The sequence below is a fragment of the Planctobacterium sp. R6 genome, from assembly GCF_055755215.1.
The window spans coordinates 108,559-125,435 of the sequence record NZ_JBVTQY010000012.1 but is presented as its reverse complement, the minus strand read 5'-3'; the positions used below and the strand labels follow the sequence as shown (position 1 = coordinate 125,435).

General features: G+C 49.3%; 11 protein-coding genes. 7 read left to right on the top strand and 4 right to left on the bottom strand.

Annotated elements, in window-relative coordinates; genetic code table 11:
* A partial coding sequence (locus AC0J20_RS10235; RefSeq protein WP_473021587.1) for a transposase occupies positions 1-275 on the bottom strand: 275 nt, incomplete at its 3' end.
* Between the two features lie 81 nt (positions 276-356).
* On the opposite strand from AC0J20_RS10235, the gene AC0J20_RS10230 reads away from it, so the two are divergent.
* Positions 357-593 (top strand): hypothetical protein, encoded by a 237-nt coding sequence (locus tag AC0J20_RS10230; protein WP_473021586.1) that lies wholly within the window; start codon positions 357-359, stop codon positions 591-593.
* A 154-nt stretch (positions 594-747) separates the two neighbouring features.
* Here AC0J20_RS10230 and AC0J20_RS10225 read toward each other — a convergent pair whose 3' ends face one another.
* The gene (locus tag AC0J20_RS10225; protein ID WP_473021585.1) at positions 748-2,325 is read right to left on the bottom strand and encodes a cation:proton antiporter domain-containing protein; all 1,578 of its coding nucleotides are present in this window, start codon (positions 2,323-2,325) and stop codon (positions 748-750) included.
* Positions 2,326-2,364: 39 nt separating this feature from the next.
* Positions 2,365-2,844: a cyclic nucleotide-binding domain-containing protein gene (locus AC0J20_RS10220; RefSeq protein ID WP_229531123.1), complete on the bottom strand. Its 480-nt coding sequence runs from the start codon at positions 2,842-2,844 to the stop codon at positions 2,365-2,367.
* A gap of 184 nt (positions 2,845-3,028) precedes the next feature.
* Here AC0J20_RS10220 and AC0J20_RS10215 point away from each other — a divergent pair, with 184 nt between their 5' ends.
* The 5 genes from AC0J20_RS10215 (at position 3,029) to AC0J20_RS10195 (ending at position 14,734) form a co-directional block, all read left to right on the top strand.
* Entirely contained in the window at positions 3,029-5,200 is a 2,172-nt protein-coding gene (locus AC0J20_RS10215) for an adenylate/guanylate cyclase domain-containing protein (RefSeq protein ID WP_473021584.1), read from the top strand.
* A gap of 154 nt (positions 5,201-5,354) precedes the next feature.
* The gene (locus tag AC0J20_RS10210) at positions 5,355-9,431 is read left to right on the top strand and encodes a two-partner secretion domain-containing protein (protein WP_473021583.1); all 4,077 of its coding nucleotides are present in this window, start codon (positions 5,355-5,357) and stop codon (positions 9,429-9,431) included.
* Positions 9,428-11,128 (top strand): ShlB/FhaC/HecB family hemolysin secretion/activation protein, encoded by a 1,701-nt coding sequence (locus AC0J20_RS10205; RefSeq protein WP_473021582.1) that lies wholly within the window; start codon positions 9,428-9,430, stop codon positions 11,126-11,128. The genes AC0J20_RS10210 and AC0J20_RS10205 overlap by 4 nt, the downstream gene beginning before the upstream one ends.
* Positions 11,115-13,919 (top strand): CHAT domain-containing protein, encoded by a 2,805-nt coding sequence (locus AC0J20_RS10200; protein ID WP_473021581.1) that lies wholly within the window; start codon positions 11,115-11,117, stop codon positions 13,917-13,919. Before AC0J20_RS10205 ends, AC0J20_RS10200 begins: the two co-directional genes overlap by 14 nt.
* A 53-nt stretch (positions 13,920-13,972) precedes the next feature.
* Positions 13,973-14,734: a hypothetical protein gene (locus AC0J20_RS10195; protein ID WP_473021580.1), complete on the top strand. Its 762-nt coding sequence runs from the start codon at positions 13,973-13,975 to the stop codon at positions 14,732-14,734.
* Between the two features lie 19 nt (positions 14,735-14,753).
* On the opposite strand, the gene AC0J20_RS10190 is transcribed toward AC0J20_RS10195, so the two are convergent.
* Positions 14,754-15,089, bottom strand: a complete 336-nt coding sequence (locus tag AC0J20_RS10190) for a 5-carboxymethyl-2-hydroxymuconate Delta-isomerase (protein ID WP_473021579.1) — start codon at positions 15,087-15,089, stop codon at positions 14,754-14,756.
* 188 nt (positions 15,090-15,277) lie between these two features.
* Here AC0J20_RS10190 and AC0J20_RS10185 point away from each other — a divergent pair, with 188 nt between their 5' ends.
* On the top strand, positions 15,278-16,843 hold the full coding sequence (locus AC0J20_RS10185; RefSeq protein ID WP_229531116.1) for a SulP family inorganic anion transporter: 1,566 nt from the start codon (positions 15,278-15,280) through the stop codon (positions 16,841-16,843).
* The last annotated feature ends 34 nt before the right edge of the window (positions 16,844-16,877 follow it).

Below are 16,877 nucleotides of genomic sequence, written 5' to 3'. Positions count from 1 at the left end.
ATCACTTCTTCAGTATCCCAACTGTCAGATAAATCTTTGTGAATGTGCAATACCAGGTGGGTGTGGTTGCTCATTACTGCATAGGCACAAACATCAATGGCAAATATCTGAGACAGAAAGTGAATACGGTCTTCAACCCATTGACGGCGGTGTTCATAGCTGACCCCGGTTTGTTTGTCTTCGCCGCATAAAAATGCTCTGCGCACACAGCGGGAAACACAGTGGTAATAGGGTGTATCTTCAAGACAGATTTGTGCCTTCCTGGCTTTTGGCATGTTAACTCTTCCTGAGTCTGTTGAATAAAGCTTCTATTTTGCACAAATTAGGGAGGTCGGAAACTGTACTGAAGTACAGTTATGATGGCTGTCTTCTTTAGTAGTCGATACATAAAAATCGTTGAGTGGTCTGAAGAAGATCAGTGTTACGTTGGCTCCAGCCCAGGCCTCTTCATGGCAGGTTGTCATGGAGATGATGAAGAATCAGTATTTCACGAGCTTTGTAGCATTGTTGAAGAAACCATTTCAATTTATAAAGCCGACGGTAAAGAACTTCCTCCAGCAACTTCCGGCAAAGGCTTTGCCAACGTCGCCTAATCGGGTAGCCGCTGCTATCTAGCCTCCAAACCCACAACACCTTGCATGTGGCTCCGCACAGTGCGTTTCATTCAGAAGTATTCAGCGACCTACATTAAAACCGAAGGCCCCCTTTCTCGCAGAGCAAGAACACATTAGGCTAAGTGCTGCCGAATCATGCCGAAGAAGCAGGCTCAATAATGCGCATGCTCTCTTCGGCAAAACCAGCACCGGCTTCAGAGTAGAAATTAAAGACGTGATCCACGCCTGATAGCTTGAGGTGTTTGCGGTCATCACTGTAGCGCGCAATGGCGGCTACCTTGCCCTGAAATCCTGCGACTTTCAGTTGTTCGGTAATATTGAGGATGTCATCTGAAGAAGGTAAGGCTAACATCACCAGACGAATCTTGTGCAACTCAATAGACTCCCAAAAGTCGATATCTTCTGCGTCAGCACAGATCACCTGGTAATGGTTTTCCTTGAGTTTACTGATGCGCTCGCTTTCCGCATCAATACCCCATACTTTGTCACCAAAACTCTGTCTCAACGCTAAATAACTGCCCTTGCCTACCCGGCCCATACCCACCACCAGTATTTGTGCCTGGTCAGGTTGAGCATAAAAGTCTTCGGGCAAACGCGGGCTTCGTTCAAGACGGTTAATCCAGTCTTTTTTATGGGTATAAATGCGATGCGCCTTGCGATACAAGACACTGCTGAGGACAAAACTAATAGATACCGCAATCGCCAAGATCACTAACCACTCTTCAGCTAACCAGCCATTTGCTACTGCCAATGCCACCACAATCAGCCCAAACTCACTGTAGTTACTCAATGACAAACTGCTTAAAAAAGAGGTACGGCCGCGCAGGCGTAATCGGGTTAACAAATAAAAGAAAAACAGGAACTTACAGGGGATCAAAATGCACATAAACAGTGCCATAGTCACCATTTCCAGGGTTGGCAGCGCCGTAAAGCCGATAGATAAAAAGAACCCGATAAGAAACATATCTTTGAAGCCCAGTAAGGCTTTTGACAATTCTGAAGCCTTGCTATGACTGCTTAGCAGCAATCCGAAAATCAGGGCGCCCAGGTCGCCTTTTACCCCGACCAGAGTAAACAATTCGTAACCGCCCAGCGCCAGAAAGAAGCCCGTTAAAGGTAATAACTCACCATGTCCGGCGGCTTTTATCAGCTTGTCTAACACTGGTTTGAGCAATGGCAAGGCAAATAAGCCCAACGCATAAATGGTCGGGATTTTGCCGGTCGCCACCACCAAAAACACCACCGCCAGAATGTCCTGCATTACCAGAATACCAATCGCCAGCTTACCGTGACGGGTTTTCATTTCGCCGCCTTCTTCCAGTATTTTGACAATGCAAACGGTACTGCTAAAACTCAATGCAAACCCCAGCAGGCTGGCCGTTTGCCAGTCCAGATCGGCAAAATAACTCAGCCCCAGCGTGGCATAAAGCATACTGAACAGTGAAAACAGGCTAATCCACAACACCATAGGACCGGCCGTACCGCCCCACACCTCGGGCTTAAACAACTGCTTAATATTGAGTTTCAGGCCAATGGTAAAGAGCATCAGGGTAATACCCAAATTTGCCAGTACATCCAGGCTCTCAGCAGGCTCTACGCCCATGCCATTGAGTAAAAAGCCTGCCGCCAGAAACCCAATCAGCGGCGGTAAATTAACCAGTCTGCAAGCCAGACCACAGGCGAACGCGAAGAAGATCCAAATAAAATCCACGTGATAATCCTAAAATGAAACAACGGAAAAAATGAAAACTCAGGTACCTTTGCGAATGTTGTCATACAACATGGCACAGGTTTTATTCAGCGACAGCACTCTGGCTGCCAACCCCTCGATGATCTTGTCTTTGATCTTGTCTTTCATGCCGAGCGGAAAACGGTTCATTTCCTGCTGAGTAATGCGCATCAAAATACTGTCTTCGTGCACAATCACAGTGGCTGTGCGCGCTTCCCCCAAAATAAAACCAATTTCACCTAAAAAACTACCACCTTTCAATTCCCGGATAAAATTGCGTTTTTTGTCGTACACGTCCAGGGTACCCGACAACACCAGATAAAAGCTTTTATCATCAGGCTCTCCCGCCTGCATAATCACTTCATCTTGCGCTGCCAACCAAAACAACTGCTCTGACTTGGTTAGACTGGCAATATCAAATTTTGAAATACCCTGAAAGAAATCCAGTCGCTGGATAACATCCACCGTTTTCAGTTTCGATTGATAAGATAATGGTTTCATAATCTGCTAATTTTAAAGGTGGTTCTGTTTACGGTTGTATCTGAGCAAAATCCATTTCAAACTAAGCAGCAATGGCATTGCGCAGTTCCTTGCTACGCACTCATCATAGTTCAGAACGTCACAAGTCACATTTTTACCAAGGCATCATGGCGTTGACAAGTCACTATCGTTAAAGGTGTTAGATTTGCGGCAATCAATTCTCCATCCGGTTCCCATCAAGAAACCCTGGTTGTTGAGTGTTTATTTGCTCCTCACCCTGATTATAGGATTGGTGATTGACCAGCGTATGGAAACGCGTCTGGATTCCTTTTTTCACGATGCTGCCATTGTGCAAACCCCAAGAAGTGTCTGGCAGCATGTCGCTGTGATCGCATTAGACCCTGGCGTTCCGGGCTTTATCAGTCGCCGTCAGGCGTTGCCACTGTATGCATTGGCGGCGCAACGAGCGTTGGAAATGGGGGCAACGGCAGTGTTTCTCGATGCGGTGCTATATGAATATGATGACCGCACCAGTTACGCCATGTGCATAGAAGATTACCAGGCACCGGGATTACCCAATCAATTTCGCTGGCAACCATCAGCAAATTTACAGCCCTTTGCCATTCTCAGCGCAACTCAATTTCAACGCTTTTTTATGGCAAAACCTCAATTTGCCGGTGACGATGCGTTTGTTACCACCAGCCTGCTGCAAAATTTTTTCGGTGAAAGTTTACTGCCGCTGGATTTTTTCGAGCCGGATAATAACCAGCAACAAATTGACCGACTGATTGCCGACGCGTCAGTACACAAACGCGACGAAGGTACCTTTAACGCCTCTTTTCGCTGGATGAATCTGGCTGATAATGCTGTCGTACGCAAAGTCACTGAAATCCACACCCGGCACACCTCCTCGCTTGCCGATTACCGATATTCGGAAACCTGCAATGATATTCCCTGCAAGCGGGTGCGCTTTTCCTATCCTAAGTATCAGTTTGATACACAGCCCGGGCTACCTATGATCCCCCTTAGCCAATTGGCCGGCTGCGACAGAGCAAGTGCCGACTCAAAATGGCAACAGCAGCTACAAAATCGCATTGTTATCCTGCAAATGACCGAACCTACCGAAGCTACAGATATCAAGGTTACCCCGATGCTATCGGCTTTCGGATCACCGCGATTGTTTTTGTCCGGCCCTCAGTTTTTAGCGGATGCCATTGAAACCGTCTTGCAGGGCGATGCCCCTAGCCGGCCAAATGTTGTCTGGCGCGTACTGCTGCTTTTAACTATTAGTGGCCTGAGTATTTTGATGGCGGCATTTTTGCGGACCGGCTTCGCCTACCTGTCGCCACTGATTGCACTATTGCTGGGCTGGGGCTTGTGCTTTATCACCCCTCCTGCACAGTTGTGGCCGGTCATGGCCGGTGTATTCTGTGCCTTGTCAGGCACATCTTTGGTGTTGGCCACTCACATTTCTCTGGGCACGGCGAAAGCCAAACTGATGGCTCAGTACATTCCAAAGCAGATCCGCAGCCTGTTACTGAACAATCGCGGCAGTGCCAAATTCATTCACAAACACGTCGATGCCGTTATTTTAATGAGTGATATTGCACGTTATTCCGATGTCACCAGCGAACTTAAAGACCCGGCGTACGTTTTCCAGTTGCTTAATGATTATTTTCAACAAACCACACTGGCCACACAAAATGAATATGCCGGTTGGCTGGAGTCCTATGTGGGCGATATGGTGTGTTTTTACTGGCCGGTACACGACGGAACCACCCTGAATAGGCAACAGCAACTGGCGCTATCCGGCGCTATTGATATGGCTAAAAAGCAGCGACATTTTTTTGCAAAACTGGCACAAAATAACGAATATGCAATCCCACAGGCAACCCTGCAAAAAATATCCGGATTTCTTGGTGCCGGGATTGGCATTACCAGTGGTCAGGTCATGATGGGCAATCTGGGTCCCGCCAATGGCATTCAGAAGTTTGGCTGTTTGGGCGATCCGCTGAATTTAGCCGCGCGAACTGAAAGCCTTACCCGCCATTTCAATACTGACATTTTAATCACCGAAGAATTGGTTTCGACAGCCCGACAAATGCAGCTGGCAACCCGTTTTATTGCCTCCGTTGTGGTTAAAGGTCGGCTTGCCCCAATCGGCCTCTATGCCCTGGGCGAAATGTCTGACCCGCGCTTTGACAAGACCAGGGTACAAAGCTGGTTGCGCTGGCAATCGGAATTTTGCCAAGGACAAGAACCCCTGTGGCCAGCCGGATTAGCCGAATTCCGGCAAGACAGAGATACCCTGCAAAACTGGATGCAACAAGGCTTGTGGGATCCACAACAGGCTTGTTTCCAGCTGAAAGAAAAATGATCTTTTTCGTCCATAAAATGGCGAATAATGAACAATGTGCAATTTAAAATTCACGTTCAGTGAGAAAACATGAGAATTGCTACACAAGCCATGATTTTCGCGATGATTTAGATATACTCCGTGGTGATATCGTGAAATTGGAAGACGCGGCTTCATGCTCAGCAAATCTATCCTCAATCTGGCTTTAAGCAGTGTGCTGCTCAGTACCTCGTTAACTGCGCAGGTAGTAACAGATGGTTCAATGGGCGTGGCCAGTGCGCTGCAGGGCCCTGACTACATTATTGATCAGTCGTTGGGTACCCTGGTCGGAAACAATTTATTTCACAGTTTTACCCAATTTGATGTGCTGGCTAATCAATCCGCGCTGTTTACCGGGGCAGATAACATTAACAACGTTATCAGCCGGGTGACAGGAGGAACAGTAAGTCAAATTCAGGGAACCGTTAAATCTGAAATCGGCAATGCCGGTTTTTATTTTATCAATCCCGCCGGTATCGTTTTCTCAGAAAATGCCAAAGTAGACGTGCCCGGCGCACTTTATGTATCAACGGCTGATGAGTTGCAGTTTGCCAACGGTGAAACATTTTCGGCATCAACTGATGCCGCCAGCACCTTGTCTGTGGCCGCACCGGAAACTTTTGGTTTTCTGACACCGCAAACCGGGGTTATTCGCTTCGAAAATGCCAGAGTGAAGATTGAAACCAGCCGCCACAGTCAATTCAGCGCCGCACATGTGCAGTTTAACAATGCCCAGTTAAAGCAAGATGGCGGTCAGTTGCAACTGATCGCCGTTGGTGATGCCGCCGCCACATTGCAAATCGCTACCCCTCAACGCGTGGGCAATGGCCGGCTTAGCATGGATAATTCCGGCATTAAGCTGGAGGGAAATGGCGGCGGAGAATTAAACCTGACGGCAGCAGAAATCAACACCTACCGGGCCAACATCGTATCAGGGAATAATGGCGAGACGGATGCCCAGGTGGGCATTCGTATCGATGCTGACGATGTTACCCTGGTCAATAGTCTGGTAAAAACTGAAACCACCAGCTCTGGCAGGGCCGGGGATATAGCCGTTACGGCCCGCAACTTTACCCTCACCAGTGATGGCGGCACAAGCGACAGTCGCTCGGTATTATCCTCGGAATCTAAAGAGGGACGCCCTCCCCCGGGCGGCGGCGGACCTGGTGGACCACCTCCTCCGCCTCAGGGAAACGCGCAAAGCAATCAGTTTGGCGCATCAGGTGACATAAACCTGCAAATCAGCAATAGCTTAAAGGTGTTAAACAACGCCACCATCAGCAATGTGACTCAGGAAAATGGCGCAGGGGGCAATATGCTCATTAGCGCCTCCGAGCTGGAAATTAACTCCGGGCAGTACCAAACCGATGTCGGCATCGCCACCTTAACCAGTGGCACCGGCCAGGGCGGCAGCCTCAATATTGATGTGCAGCAAGGCATACAACTGCTGGGCAATGGACAAATCAACGCCATGACCCTGGGGGATGGCGATGCCGGTAATATCAACATTAATGCCGGAAGTCTCACCATTGTTGAAAATGAAACCAGCCCGCAGGCGGCCGAATTACCTGGCATTCAAAGCCTCAGTGGCCGGGACAACGACTTTAACAACGCACCACGTGGCAGCTCTGGCGATATTAACCTGAATATCGAAGGCGATCTCACCATGCAAAACGGTGGGTATATTGTATCGGTTACCGTTGGTAACGGAGATGCCGGCAATATCAATATACAGGCCGATGGTCTGAACCTGATCAGCGAAGCAGGTCAACACCCTATAACCATTGGCAGCAATACTCTGGGTCCTCAGGCGAGAGGGGATGCCGGTGATATTACGATAAACGCCAGTGGCGCTATTAACCTGCAAGGCAGTGCTTTTATTACAACCTTATCTGACAGCGCGGGAGACGCAGGTGACATGACTGTCAGTGCACAAAGCCTGTCTATGTCGGGAAGCAACGACCAGAGAAAGCGGTCCGGCATCAATAGTTCCACCACAGGTCCCGGCGCACATGGCAATGCCGGTACTATTATCATTGATATTGAACAGGATATTCACCTGGTCAATGGTGCAAATATCACATCTGATACCGAAAACAACGGAAACGCCGGAAACATATTTATTGCTGCCGATTCGTTATTTATGGCTGCACAGGAAGACAGCGAAGATACCGGGATCAGTAGTAGCGCGACTTCAAAAGAGGGCAGACCTGGGGAATTAATGCCCGGCTTTGTGGCTTCAGGGAACGCCGCCAATATCGACATCAGACTTTCGGGCGATATGCAAATGCTGGGGGAAGCCGCCATAAAAACGGAAGGTGAAAGCCGGGGTAATGCGGGTAATATTGCCATTGAAGCTGCGAACTTGTACATGCAGGGTGGAGAGCTGGAGAGCAAAGCAGAAGGTGAGGGCTTCAGAGCCGGAGATGCCGGTGATGTGTCACTGCACATCGCCGGAAATGTTACTATCACCGATGGTGGCGCTATTGCATCAGACTCCTTTCACGGTGGAATAGCAGGCAACGTCACTATCAACGCAGGTTCACTGGCGATGGCTGATTTTGGCTCTATTACCAGTACCGCGGCATTAACACCGTCGGATGCCGGCAATATCAACATTTTGGTTGCCGGTGATATGAGTCTGACCACAGGTGCGAATATAGTCTCTGATAGTATTCAGGCGGAGAAAGCGGGCATCATCAATATTGCCGCTCAAAACCTGACGTTATCCGGTGCCGGGCTGCCAACCCGGATTTCCAGTACCACCCTGATTGGACGAGGGGATGCCGGTGAAGTGAATATCAACGTAGCAGATACCGTGACATTAACCGCCGGAGGACAAATTACCTCCAGTTCACTGGGTGCCACAGGCAACGCCGGCGAAGTAAACATTACAGCCAGCCAGTTATTGATAGACGCACAAAATCAGGTGTCTCTGGAAGCCTATCTGGCCTATGTCCGGGAAGAGTTTGAGGATATTCCCGAAGAGTTTGACGAACTGCCCCAGCTTGATGACGATGATCTGATTGCCTGGGCGGCCATCATTGATATCCGCTCGAAAGCCTTTTTAAGCACGGGGATCAGCAGTGTTTCGGATTTCAATGCCATTGGCGATGCCGGTCTGATCAACATTGAAGTAGACAACCTGACGCTGAAAAATGGCGCTGAAATCAATACCAGTTCTCAGGCAAACGGCGATGCCGGTGATATTTTTATTGCCACAGGTGACCTGCTTCTCAGCCATAGCGACAGGCAAATTCCCGCCACCCGAATTTCCAGCCAGGTAGGCCTGAATAGTCAGGGCGCTGCCGGCAACATTACGATTGCCGCCCAGAACACCATGACCCTGTCGGGGGGCGTTATTGCCGTTGATACTGCGGCCAATATCCACAATGATGAAGAACGCGCAACCGGCAGTATTCAGTTGTCTGCCGACGCGTTATCACTCAATGACCAGGCGGCGATTTCGTCGGGCAGTACCGGCAATGTTGCCGCGGGTCACATTGCGCTCAATATAAATGACACATTACAACTGAACAATGCCCGGATTACCTCATCTGCTGACAATGCAGACGCAGGTGGTATTGCGCTTAACACAACCCAACTGTTTATCGACAACAGCCTGGTGACGACCTCCGTCAGTAACGCAGGAAATGGCGGTAACATCGCCATTGCAGCTGATTTTATTCTGATGGACAACGGCTTTATTCAGGGCAATACCGGGGGCGCTGATTTTAGTGGTGGCGATATCAGTATTGATGCAGACTTTCTGATTGTCAGTGAACAAAACCTGCTTACCGGCGTTGAAGAACGGCTGGTATTTGTGCCCAACAGTGGTGCCAATGTTATTCAGGCTGCTGCCCCTGATGGTGTCAGCGGTGTGGTTAATATCGGTGCTCTGGAGTTTGATTTAAGTGATGAGCTGGCCAGCATTGGTGCTGAAATATTGCAACTGGATAACCTCGACAATAACCCCTGCAACAGCAGCGCCGCCAGTACTCTCGCCAGCAGCGGCAAAGGGGGCCTGATACAACAACCGGATGCATTTAATTCTCCGGTGTTAAGTGCCGCTGACATCAGGCTGAGATTAGCGGGCGATAAGGCCGCACAATCCCAACCGAACGACCAGGCACACAACCGGCAACTCACCACTGACCGGGTTCAATGTCAAAAACCTGTGCCGCAGATGATCCAGGAACTCGGTGCGCGATGAGAATACCGGATAGTTTTTTAAAGCAAGGTTTGGTTGGGTTAATGCTGTGGCCCTGTCTGATAGTTAGCTCAGGTGCTGTTGCTCAGGAACTCGTACCCAATCCCGCCGACCTCAGACCCGCGTTGCCTGAATTTGTCGCTGTTGATGAAAGCGGCCCATTTACCCTGCCCGAAGTGAAAGCCCCCGTTCAGTCCAACAGGTCTGAAGTGCAATTTTTTCTCAGTAACGTACGCTATCAGGGCAATACCCTGTTTACAGAGACAGAGCTAAACCAGCAAATCGCCCGGTACATTGGCCGCCCGGTGTCGGTATCCGAGCTGGAGGCAATGCGCATCGCGTTAACACAATTCTATATTGCCAAAGGTTACATTAATTCGGGGGTGATATTACCCGATCAGACGGCTCAAAACGGTATTATTGTATTTCAGGTCATAGAGGGTCGCCTGAACAGTATTGCTCTTTCAGGTATGGATGATATTGATCCCCATTATATCACTGGCCGTCTGTTACCCGACAACAGCGCCCCTTTTCATTTACCAGACTTTCAGGAACGCTATCAGTTGCTGTTAAATGATCTTCTGTTTGACAAGTTTGATGGTCGGTTTCGTCCGGGAATAGCGCCGGGAGAAAGTATTCTGGATTTAACCATCACACCGGCCACGCCTTATGGCCTTGAGTTGCAATTAGACAATTATGGTTCAGCCAGTAGTGGTGAGGAGCAGCTCACTCTGAATGGCTATTATCTCAATTGGTTGGGACATGGTGATACTTTGTCGGCTTCGGTTCGTGTTAAAGAAGGGTCAGTTGGCGGGAATCTGATGTATCAACTGCCAATGAATCAATATGACACGCGCCTGACAGTGCAACTGGGTTTTAACGATTCAGATGTCATTGAGCAACAAATAGCCGTACTGGATATCGAAAGCGACTATCAAAGTACCGATATCAGCATCAGTCATCCGTTGCTGAGTTCCCTGAACCATGCGCTGCGAATTTCCGCCAGCCTGTCAGTCAGGGAAAACCGGGGCAGCCTTCTGGACCAACCCTTTTCATTCGCTTCCGGTGAAAACAATGGTCTGTCACGGGTATCCGCTGTCCGTGTCGCACTGCAGGGCAGTATACGCAGCGCGAAACAGGTCTGGTCTGGTCATTTGCGTTATTCGCAGGGTATCACCGCTTTTTACGCCACAGATAATGACAATCTGGCACCAGATAGTGACTTCTCTGCGTTGTTGCTGCAATTGCAGTACGCTCGCCTCTTCGCACAGGGTGTGCAACTCACCTGGCGTGCCGATGCGCAAATCAGCAGTGACGGCTTGCTACCACTGGAACAATTTGCGCTGGGTGGTGCCCGATCTGTGCGCGGCTATCGGGAAAATGAACTGGTGCGCGACGAAGGCTTTGTCACGTCTTTACAAATCAACGCTCCACTTTTCGATGATCTGGACTACAGCGGACGATTTGGCGCATTACAGGGATATATCTTTATGGACTATGGCGAGGGTAATTACCGCACAGCGTTGCAGGATAGTGCAGAGCCGCTCTGGTCCGCCGGGTTAGGCCTTCTATGGCAATTCTCGCCTGAATGGCAAGTGGAGCTGGTTTACGGGCATGCCATAAATACTCCTCAGGATCGCGCCAATCACGTACTGCAAGACGACGGTATTCATATGAGGATTTCAGGTGAGTTACTTTAAATTCCCGGCGTTAAAATGCATCCTGGTGTTGTGCACGTTGTCGCTGACTGTAAATCCCCAGCCTGCTCTGGCTGACATTAGTGATTCATCGCGCAGCGTTGAGAAATCATCGCGCAGCGTTGAGAGATCATTACACAGTGCCGAAACATTGCGGGAGCAGGGTAAATACCCACAGGCCTTACTGATATTAGACGAAACGCTGGCTAAGGTTGCAATAAAAAGCAAACAGCACACGCTGATCATGGGTCTTAAAGCTAACCTGCTAATACTGCAACGCCGTTATGACGAAGCCTTTCTGATTTTGTCTGAGACCCAGCCCTGGGCAGAAGACAATCAATGGTATTTTATCGCCGGCGATCAGGCCCATTATCTGGCGAATTTATTCTTACGACGCCAAAATATGGAGAAAGCCAGACGTTGGTTTGACAAGGCCCGGCAACTGGCAGCGCAATCCGGTGATACACTGTTAGCATTGCAGAGCGGGATAAATTGGCTGCGCATGCCATCACAAGACCGTCAGACACAGCAGGCATTACTCACAGAACTACAGCAAACCATAACCACAGTTGATCCGCGTACCGGCAGTGAAGTCCTGTTAAACTGGGCCGCGCTGCTGATGGATTATTTACCCTTAGCACAGAACCGGTCAGCCCATATTGAGACGCTGTTTAACACGCTGAATTTGATCCTGCAAAACCAGCAGCACTACAGTACGGCAACCGTTTCACAAGCCTACGGGTTACTGGCACAGGTTTACCAGGCAGAGCATCGACATAACGAGGCTGTCAGTCTGTTTAACAACGCAATCCACACTGCTCAAACCTTCCCTGATTTACTGTTTCGCTGGGAATGGTTGTCCGGGCAGTCCTTTCGGGCCCTGGGCAATATTGCTGCTGCCGTTGCCTCTTTACAGCGCGCGGTGCAACACCTTGAAGCCATTCGTCAGGATATCCCGGTAGATTACGTGGATGGCCGCTCTTCTTTCCGGCAAACCCTCGAACCACTTTATCTGGAACTCACTGACTTATTACTGCAACAGGCGAAAACGGCAGACGACACACAACACTATCTCAGTCAGGCGCAATTAACCATGGAACTACTGAAGCGCTCAGAGCTGGAAGACTACTTTGACAATCGCTGCGTAATAGAGACGCAACAACAACTGGATCTGGCCGCAGTGTCCGATAATACTGCCGCTATCTATCCCATTATGCTTGAAGATCGGTTGGAAATCTTAGTGAGCTTTTCCGACCGAATTGTGCAACGCACCGTGCCGGTTTCTGCCCGGCAAATCAAAGAAAACGCAACGGCATTGGCCACCAGTCTCAGAACATTGGCTCCTGAATATTTCTCGCTTTCGGCCTATTTTTACGACTGGTTAATCTTGCCAATTCAGGACTTATTACAAGCCAATCAGATAGACAACCTGATATATTTGCCCGACGGGGCCTTACGACTGGTGCCACTGGCCAGCCTTAATGATGGCCAGCGGTTTTTGATTGAACAGTACAGTGTTGTGACGTCACCGGGCCTCACGCTGTTTGACACCACACAGACAGAAAAAGGCAATATCCGTGTTTTACTGGCGGGTTTGAGCAATCCAGGTCCCGTGGTGGACGATGTCAGCGAGCGCCTGTTTTCAGCTATCAATGTAGCCACCGATTCTCAGTTACAACACACTCTGAGCCGACGTCTGGCCTATCCCAGAGAGCGCCGCGAACAAGCACAAGAGCAGTGGCAGTCACCCACTCCACAGCCGTTTTCGCCATTACCGTCACTGCGTATCGTCAGAAAAACCCTCGCATCTGAGACGCAGAACTCAGAGAATTTAACCTTGCGCTATATCAGCAAGCGTCCAGGTTTAAACAAACCCGGTAACTACCAAAACAAACAAAAACACCTGCGCCAGCGCCTGCGGATAGTGAATAAAACCGCCTTTGCCCCCAAAGCTCAACCCGATGAACAACACAAACCACTGCGCATTGTGGCGAAATACCCCAGTCAACAGGCAATGCAAATGGCACAACGTCAAAGGCCATCGACTGCGCCGCTGAGCATTTTGCCTGGTGCTGAGGAACCGTTAAATTCGGTAACGGAAAAAAATAGTGAGCCATCACTATCGTTACTACTGGCCAGCAATACCAGTGGCCAGTTGCGCCTGAAAAAACGGGCTTTACCGGAAGATCAAGCACAGTTAAAAAGGCTAAAAGCACAGCGTCTTGAACGCCTAAAAAGCCGGTTAAAACTACCGGGTGTCGATGACGAAATCCAACATATCTCTGCCATGTATCAGGGCCATACCCTGGTCAATGAGCAGTTCAGCAAAGTACAATTTGTGGATGATTTACTGTCAAACCGGTACGACATCGTACACATAGCTTCCCATGGGGTATTTGGCAATTCTGCGGAAAACAGCTTTGTCATGACCTATGACGAGCTACTGGACATGAATCAGCTGGAAGCATTGCTCAATCACCCTAAATTTGCCCGCGCCCCTATTGACCTGATGACCCTGAGTGCTTGTCAGACTGCAGATGGTGATGACCGGGCTCCATTGGGCATCAGCGGTATTGCGTTACGTGCCAAAGTACGCAGCGCGCTGGGCGCACTTTGGGCTGTATCAGATGCTGCCACTGTAGACCTGATGACCGAATTTTATGAAAACCTTAAACAACCCGGCACCAGTAAAGCTGAAGCATTACAGGCGGCACAAATCACACTGTTGCAGCAGGAGCAGTACCGCCATCCGTTTTTCTGGTCGGCATTTATATTAATTGGGAACTGGATGTAACCAGACACTGGTAACAACTCAGTTTAACAGACCACCCTGTGGGAGTAACAAAGATGAAGAAAACAGCAGTTATACAGCGCGTGTTCCGCACGCCAAAATCCCTTGTTCTTGCTGTATTGTTAGGTGGCTTGGCATGGCACCCGGTTGTCATGGCCAACGATCTGACCATTCTGGCAGAACGCAGCAAGGGCCTGTCGCTAACCGGAGACAACAACAAAGTCGCTCCCTCAGAACGTTTAACACTGGCCGCCAAAGGCCGTGTCTGGGCCGTTAAACAGCAAGGAGACAGCGCCTACAATCTGATTTGTATCAATCAGACAAACCAATCTCTGACGCTGAATTACAACGCCACTGAACAGCCCTGGTTAACCGACAGCAACGGCACATGCTCGGTCAACAACGACAGTGTGTACAGTTGTAGCAACGACACACAACAAACCACTCTGATGTGTCGCAGTCAATTGATTGTCAACAATAACACCGGCGGCGGTATTACCGACATGACAGCGGTGGCCTTGCGCTCTTTGGATAATTCTGATGATGCCTTTTATCGAATTGCCAACAGTGTCATGGAGCAACACAAATTACATTTTGATCTGTGTGAAGACATGCACGGCGCTCATGCACAGGGGGGCGTATCTTTTATCATTCAACCCAGCGGTCAAATTGATAACGTTGCCGTCATTAAACAGGGTGAATTGGCAACACCAATGGTCACTGATGATTATGCTCAGTGTATGGCTCAGGCTATCGAGTTGTGGCGCTTTCCGACCCTGGACTACATTTATGAAATGGAATATGCCTTTGTAAATTAACCAGACAGGCAGTAAGCGTCTAGGCCAGGCGCTTGCTGTAACTGGCTCGCTCCATCTCCACTACTTCGACGCTGGTACTACCGACTTCAGTGGCTAGCGCCGCTAAATTTTCCAACACTCCTTGTGACAACGCCTGTCTCTGTTCCAGTGTTCTGCCAGAGAGGATCTTCAAACAAACATGAATGAAAGACTGTCTTTTCCCACCCGTTTGATAGCGCTCGAAAGCGCTAGCCCGGACCTTGATATCGCTACCATCTTCGTTAAACAAGCCGGACTGCTGTGCAGCTTCAAACACGGCTGAACACAATAATTCAGCATCCTGACCATTTGAATACTCAATAATACAATGTGGCATTTACCCTCCTTTATACCAGCTCCATTATATAACTCCCCACCTGAGTGGGTGAATACCTAATGGAACTGCTATAAAACGGCAAAATATAACCAATTCGCTGAAATCCAGCTACATTTAACAATCTGTTAAAAGATCATTCGTGCAATTCCTGTTAGAATTCGCGGCATTTTTCATCAACAGAGCACACTATGTTTGATTTGATTACTAAAAAAGACAGTAACGTAAAAAATGACGTGCTGTCGGGCATTACCGTTGCCCTTGCATTGGTGCCAGAAGCAGTTGCCTTTGCGTTTGTGGCCGGTGTTGAACCCATGGTGGGACTGTATGCCGCCTTTATGATGGGCCTGATCACTTCTGCCATTGGCGGCAGACCCGGTATGATCTCCGGTGCCACCGGCGCAATGGCGGTGGTGATGGTAGCCCTGGTAGCCACACACGGCGTCCAGTATTTATTTGTCGCCGTTATATTGGCCGGGCTTTTGCAGCTACTGGCCGGGATATTTAAACTCGGTAAATTCATTCGCCTGGTGCCCTATCCGGTCATGCTGGGCTTCGTTAATGGCCTGGCCATTGTGATCTTCCTCGCCCAGTTGGGGCAGTTTAAGATTCTGGACACCTCGGGTTTACAGGTCTGGATGCAGGGTCAGATGTTATATCTGATGTTGGGTCTGACGGCGCTGACTATGGCGATTATCTTCTTTCTGCCGAAGCTCACTTCTGCCGTTCCGGCGTCATTAGTCGCGATTTTAACAGTTACCGCAATGGTGCATGGTCTGGATCTGGAAGCCAGAACCGTTATTGATTTTGTTAAGGATATGGTACCTGCCGAACAGCGCGACACTGTGACACTGGCCGGTGAACTGCCCAGTTTCGCCATCCCGGCAGTGCCTTTTACACTTGAAACCCTGTATATCGTGTTACCCACGGCTGTTATTTTGGCACTGGTGGGCCTGATAGAATCACTGTTGACCCTGTCGCTGATTGATGATTTAACCGATACCCGAGGTAAAGGGAATCGTGAATGTATTGGTCAGGGTGTGGCGAATACTGTTAACGGCTTCTTCGGTGGTATGGGTGGCTGTGCCATGATTGGTCAGAGCATGATCAACATCAACTCCGGCGGACGTGGTCGTCTCTCCGGTATCACGGCAGCCTTAGTGCTATTAGCCTTTATTCTGTTCGCTGCGCCATTAATTGAGATGATCCCATTAGCCGCACTGGTAGGCGTTATGTTTATGGTGGTGATTGGCACCTTTGAGTGGGCCAGCTTTAAGATCATTCGCGGTGTTAACAAAGAAGATGCCGTTGTGTTGTTCTCAGTTACGGTGATCACAGTATTTGCTGATCTGGCTATTGCCGTCATTGTCGGTGTGATCATGTCTGCACTGGTATTTGCCTGGAAACACGCAACCCACATTATTGCCAAAACGCACCTGGATGATGATGGCTGGAAAGTCTATGAAGTGGAAGGTCCGTTGTTCTTTGGCTCGGTTTTACACTTTAAAGATCTGTTTGACCCAGCTAATGACCCGGATGATGTGGTTATCGACTTCAATAATTCCCGTATCTGGGATTCATCCGGTCTGGATGCCATCGACAATCTGGCGGACAAATATCGTCAGGCAGGTAAAAAACTACACATACGCCATATCAGTGAAGAATGCCGTGGCTTGCTGACCAAGGCCCAGGAATACGTGGAAATCAACGTGGCAGAAGATCCCCGTTACCACGTGGCATCCGACAAGCTAGCCTGAGTTTACAGTTAAAACCAAAAGCCACCCTGGACGC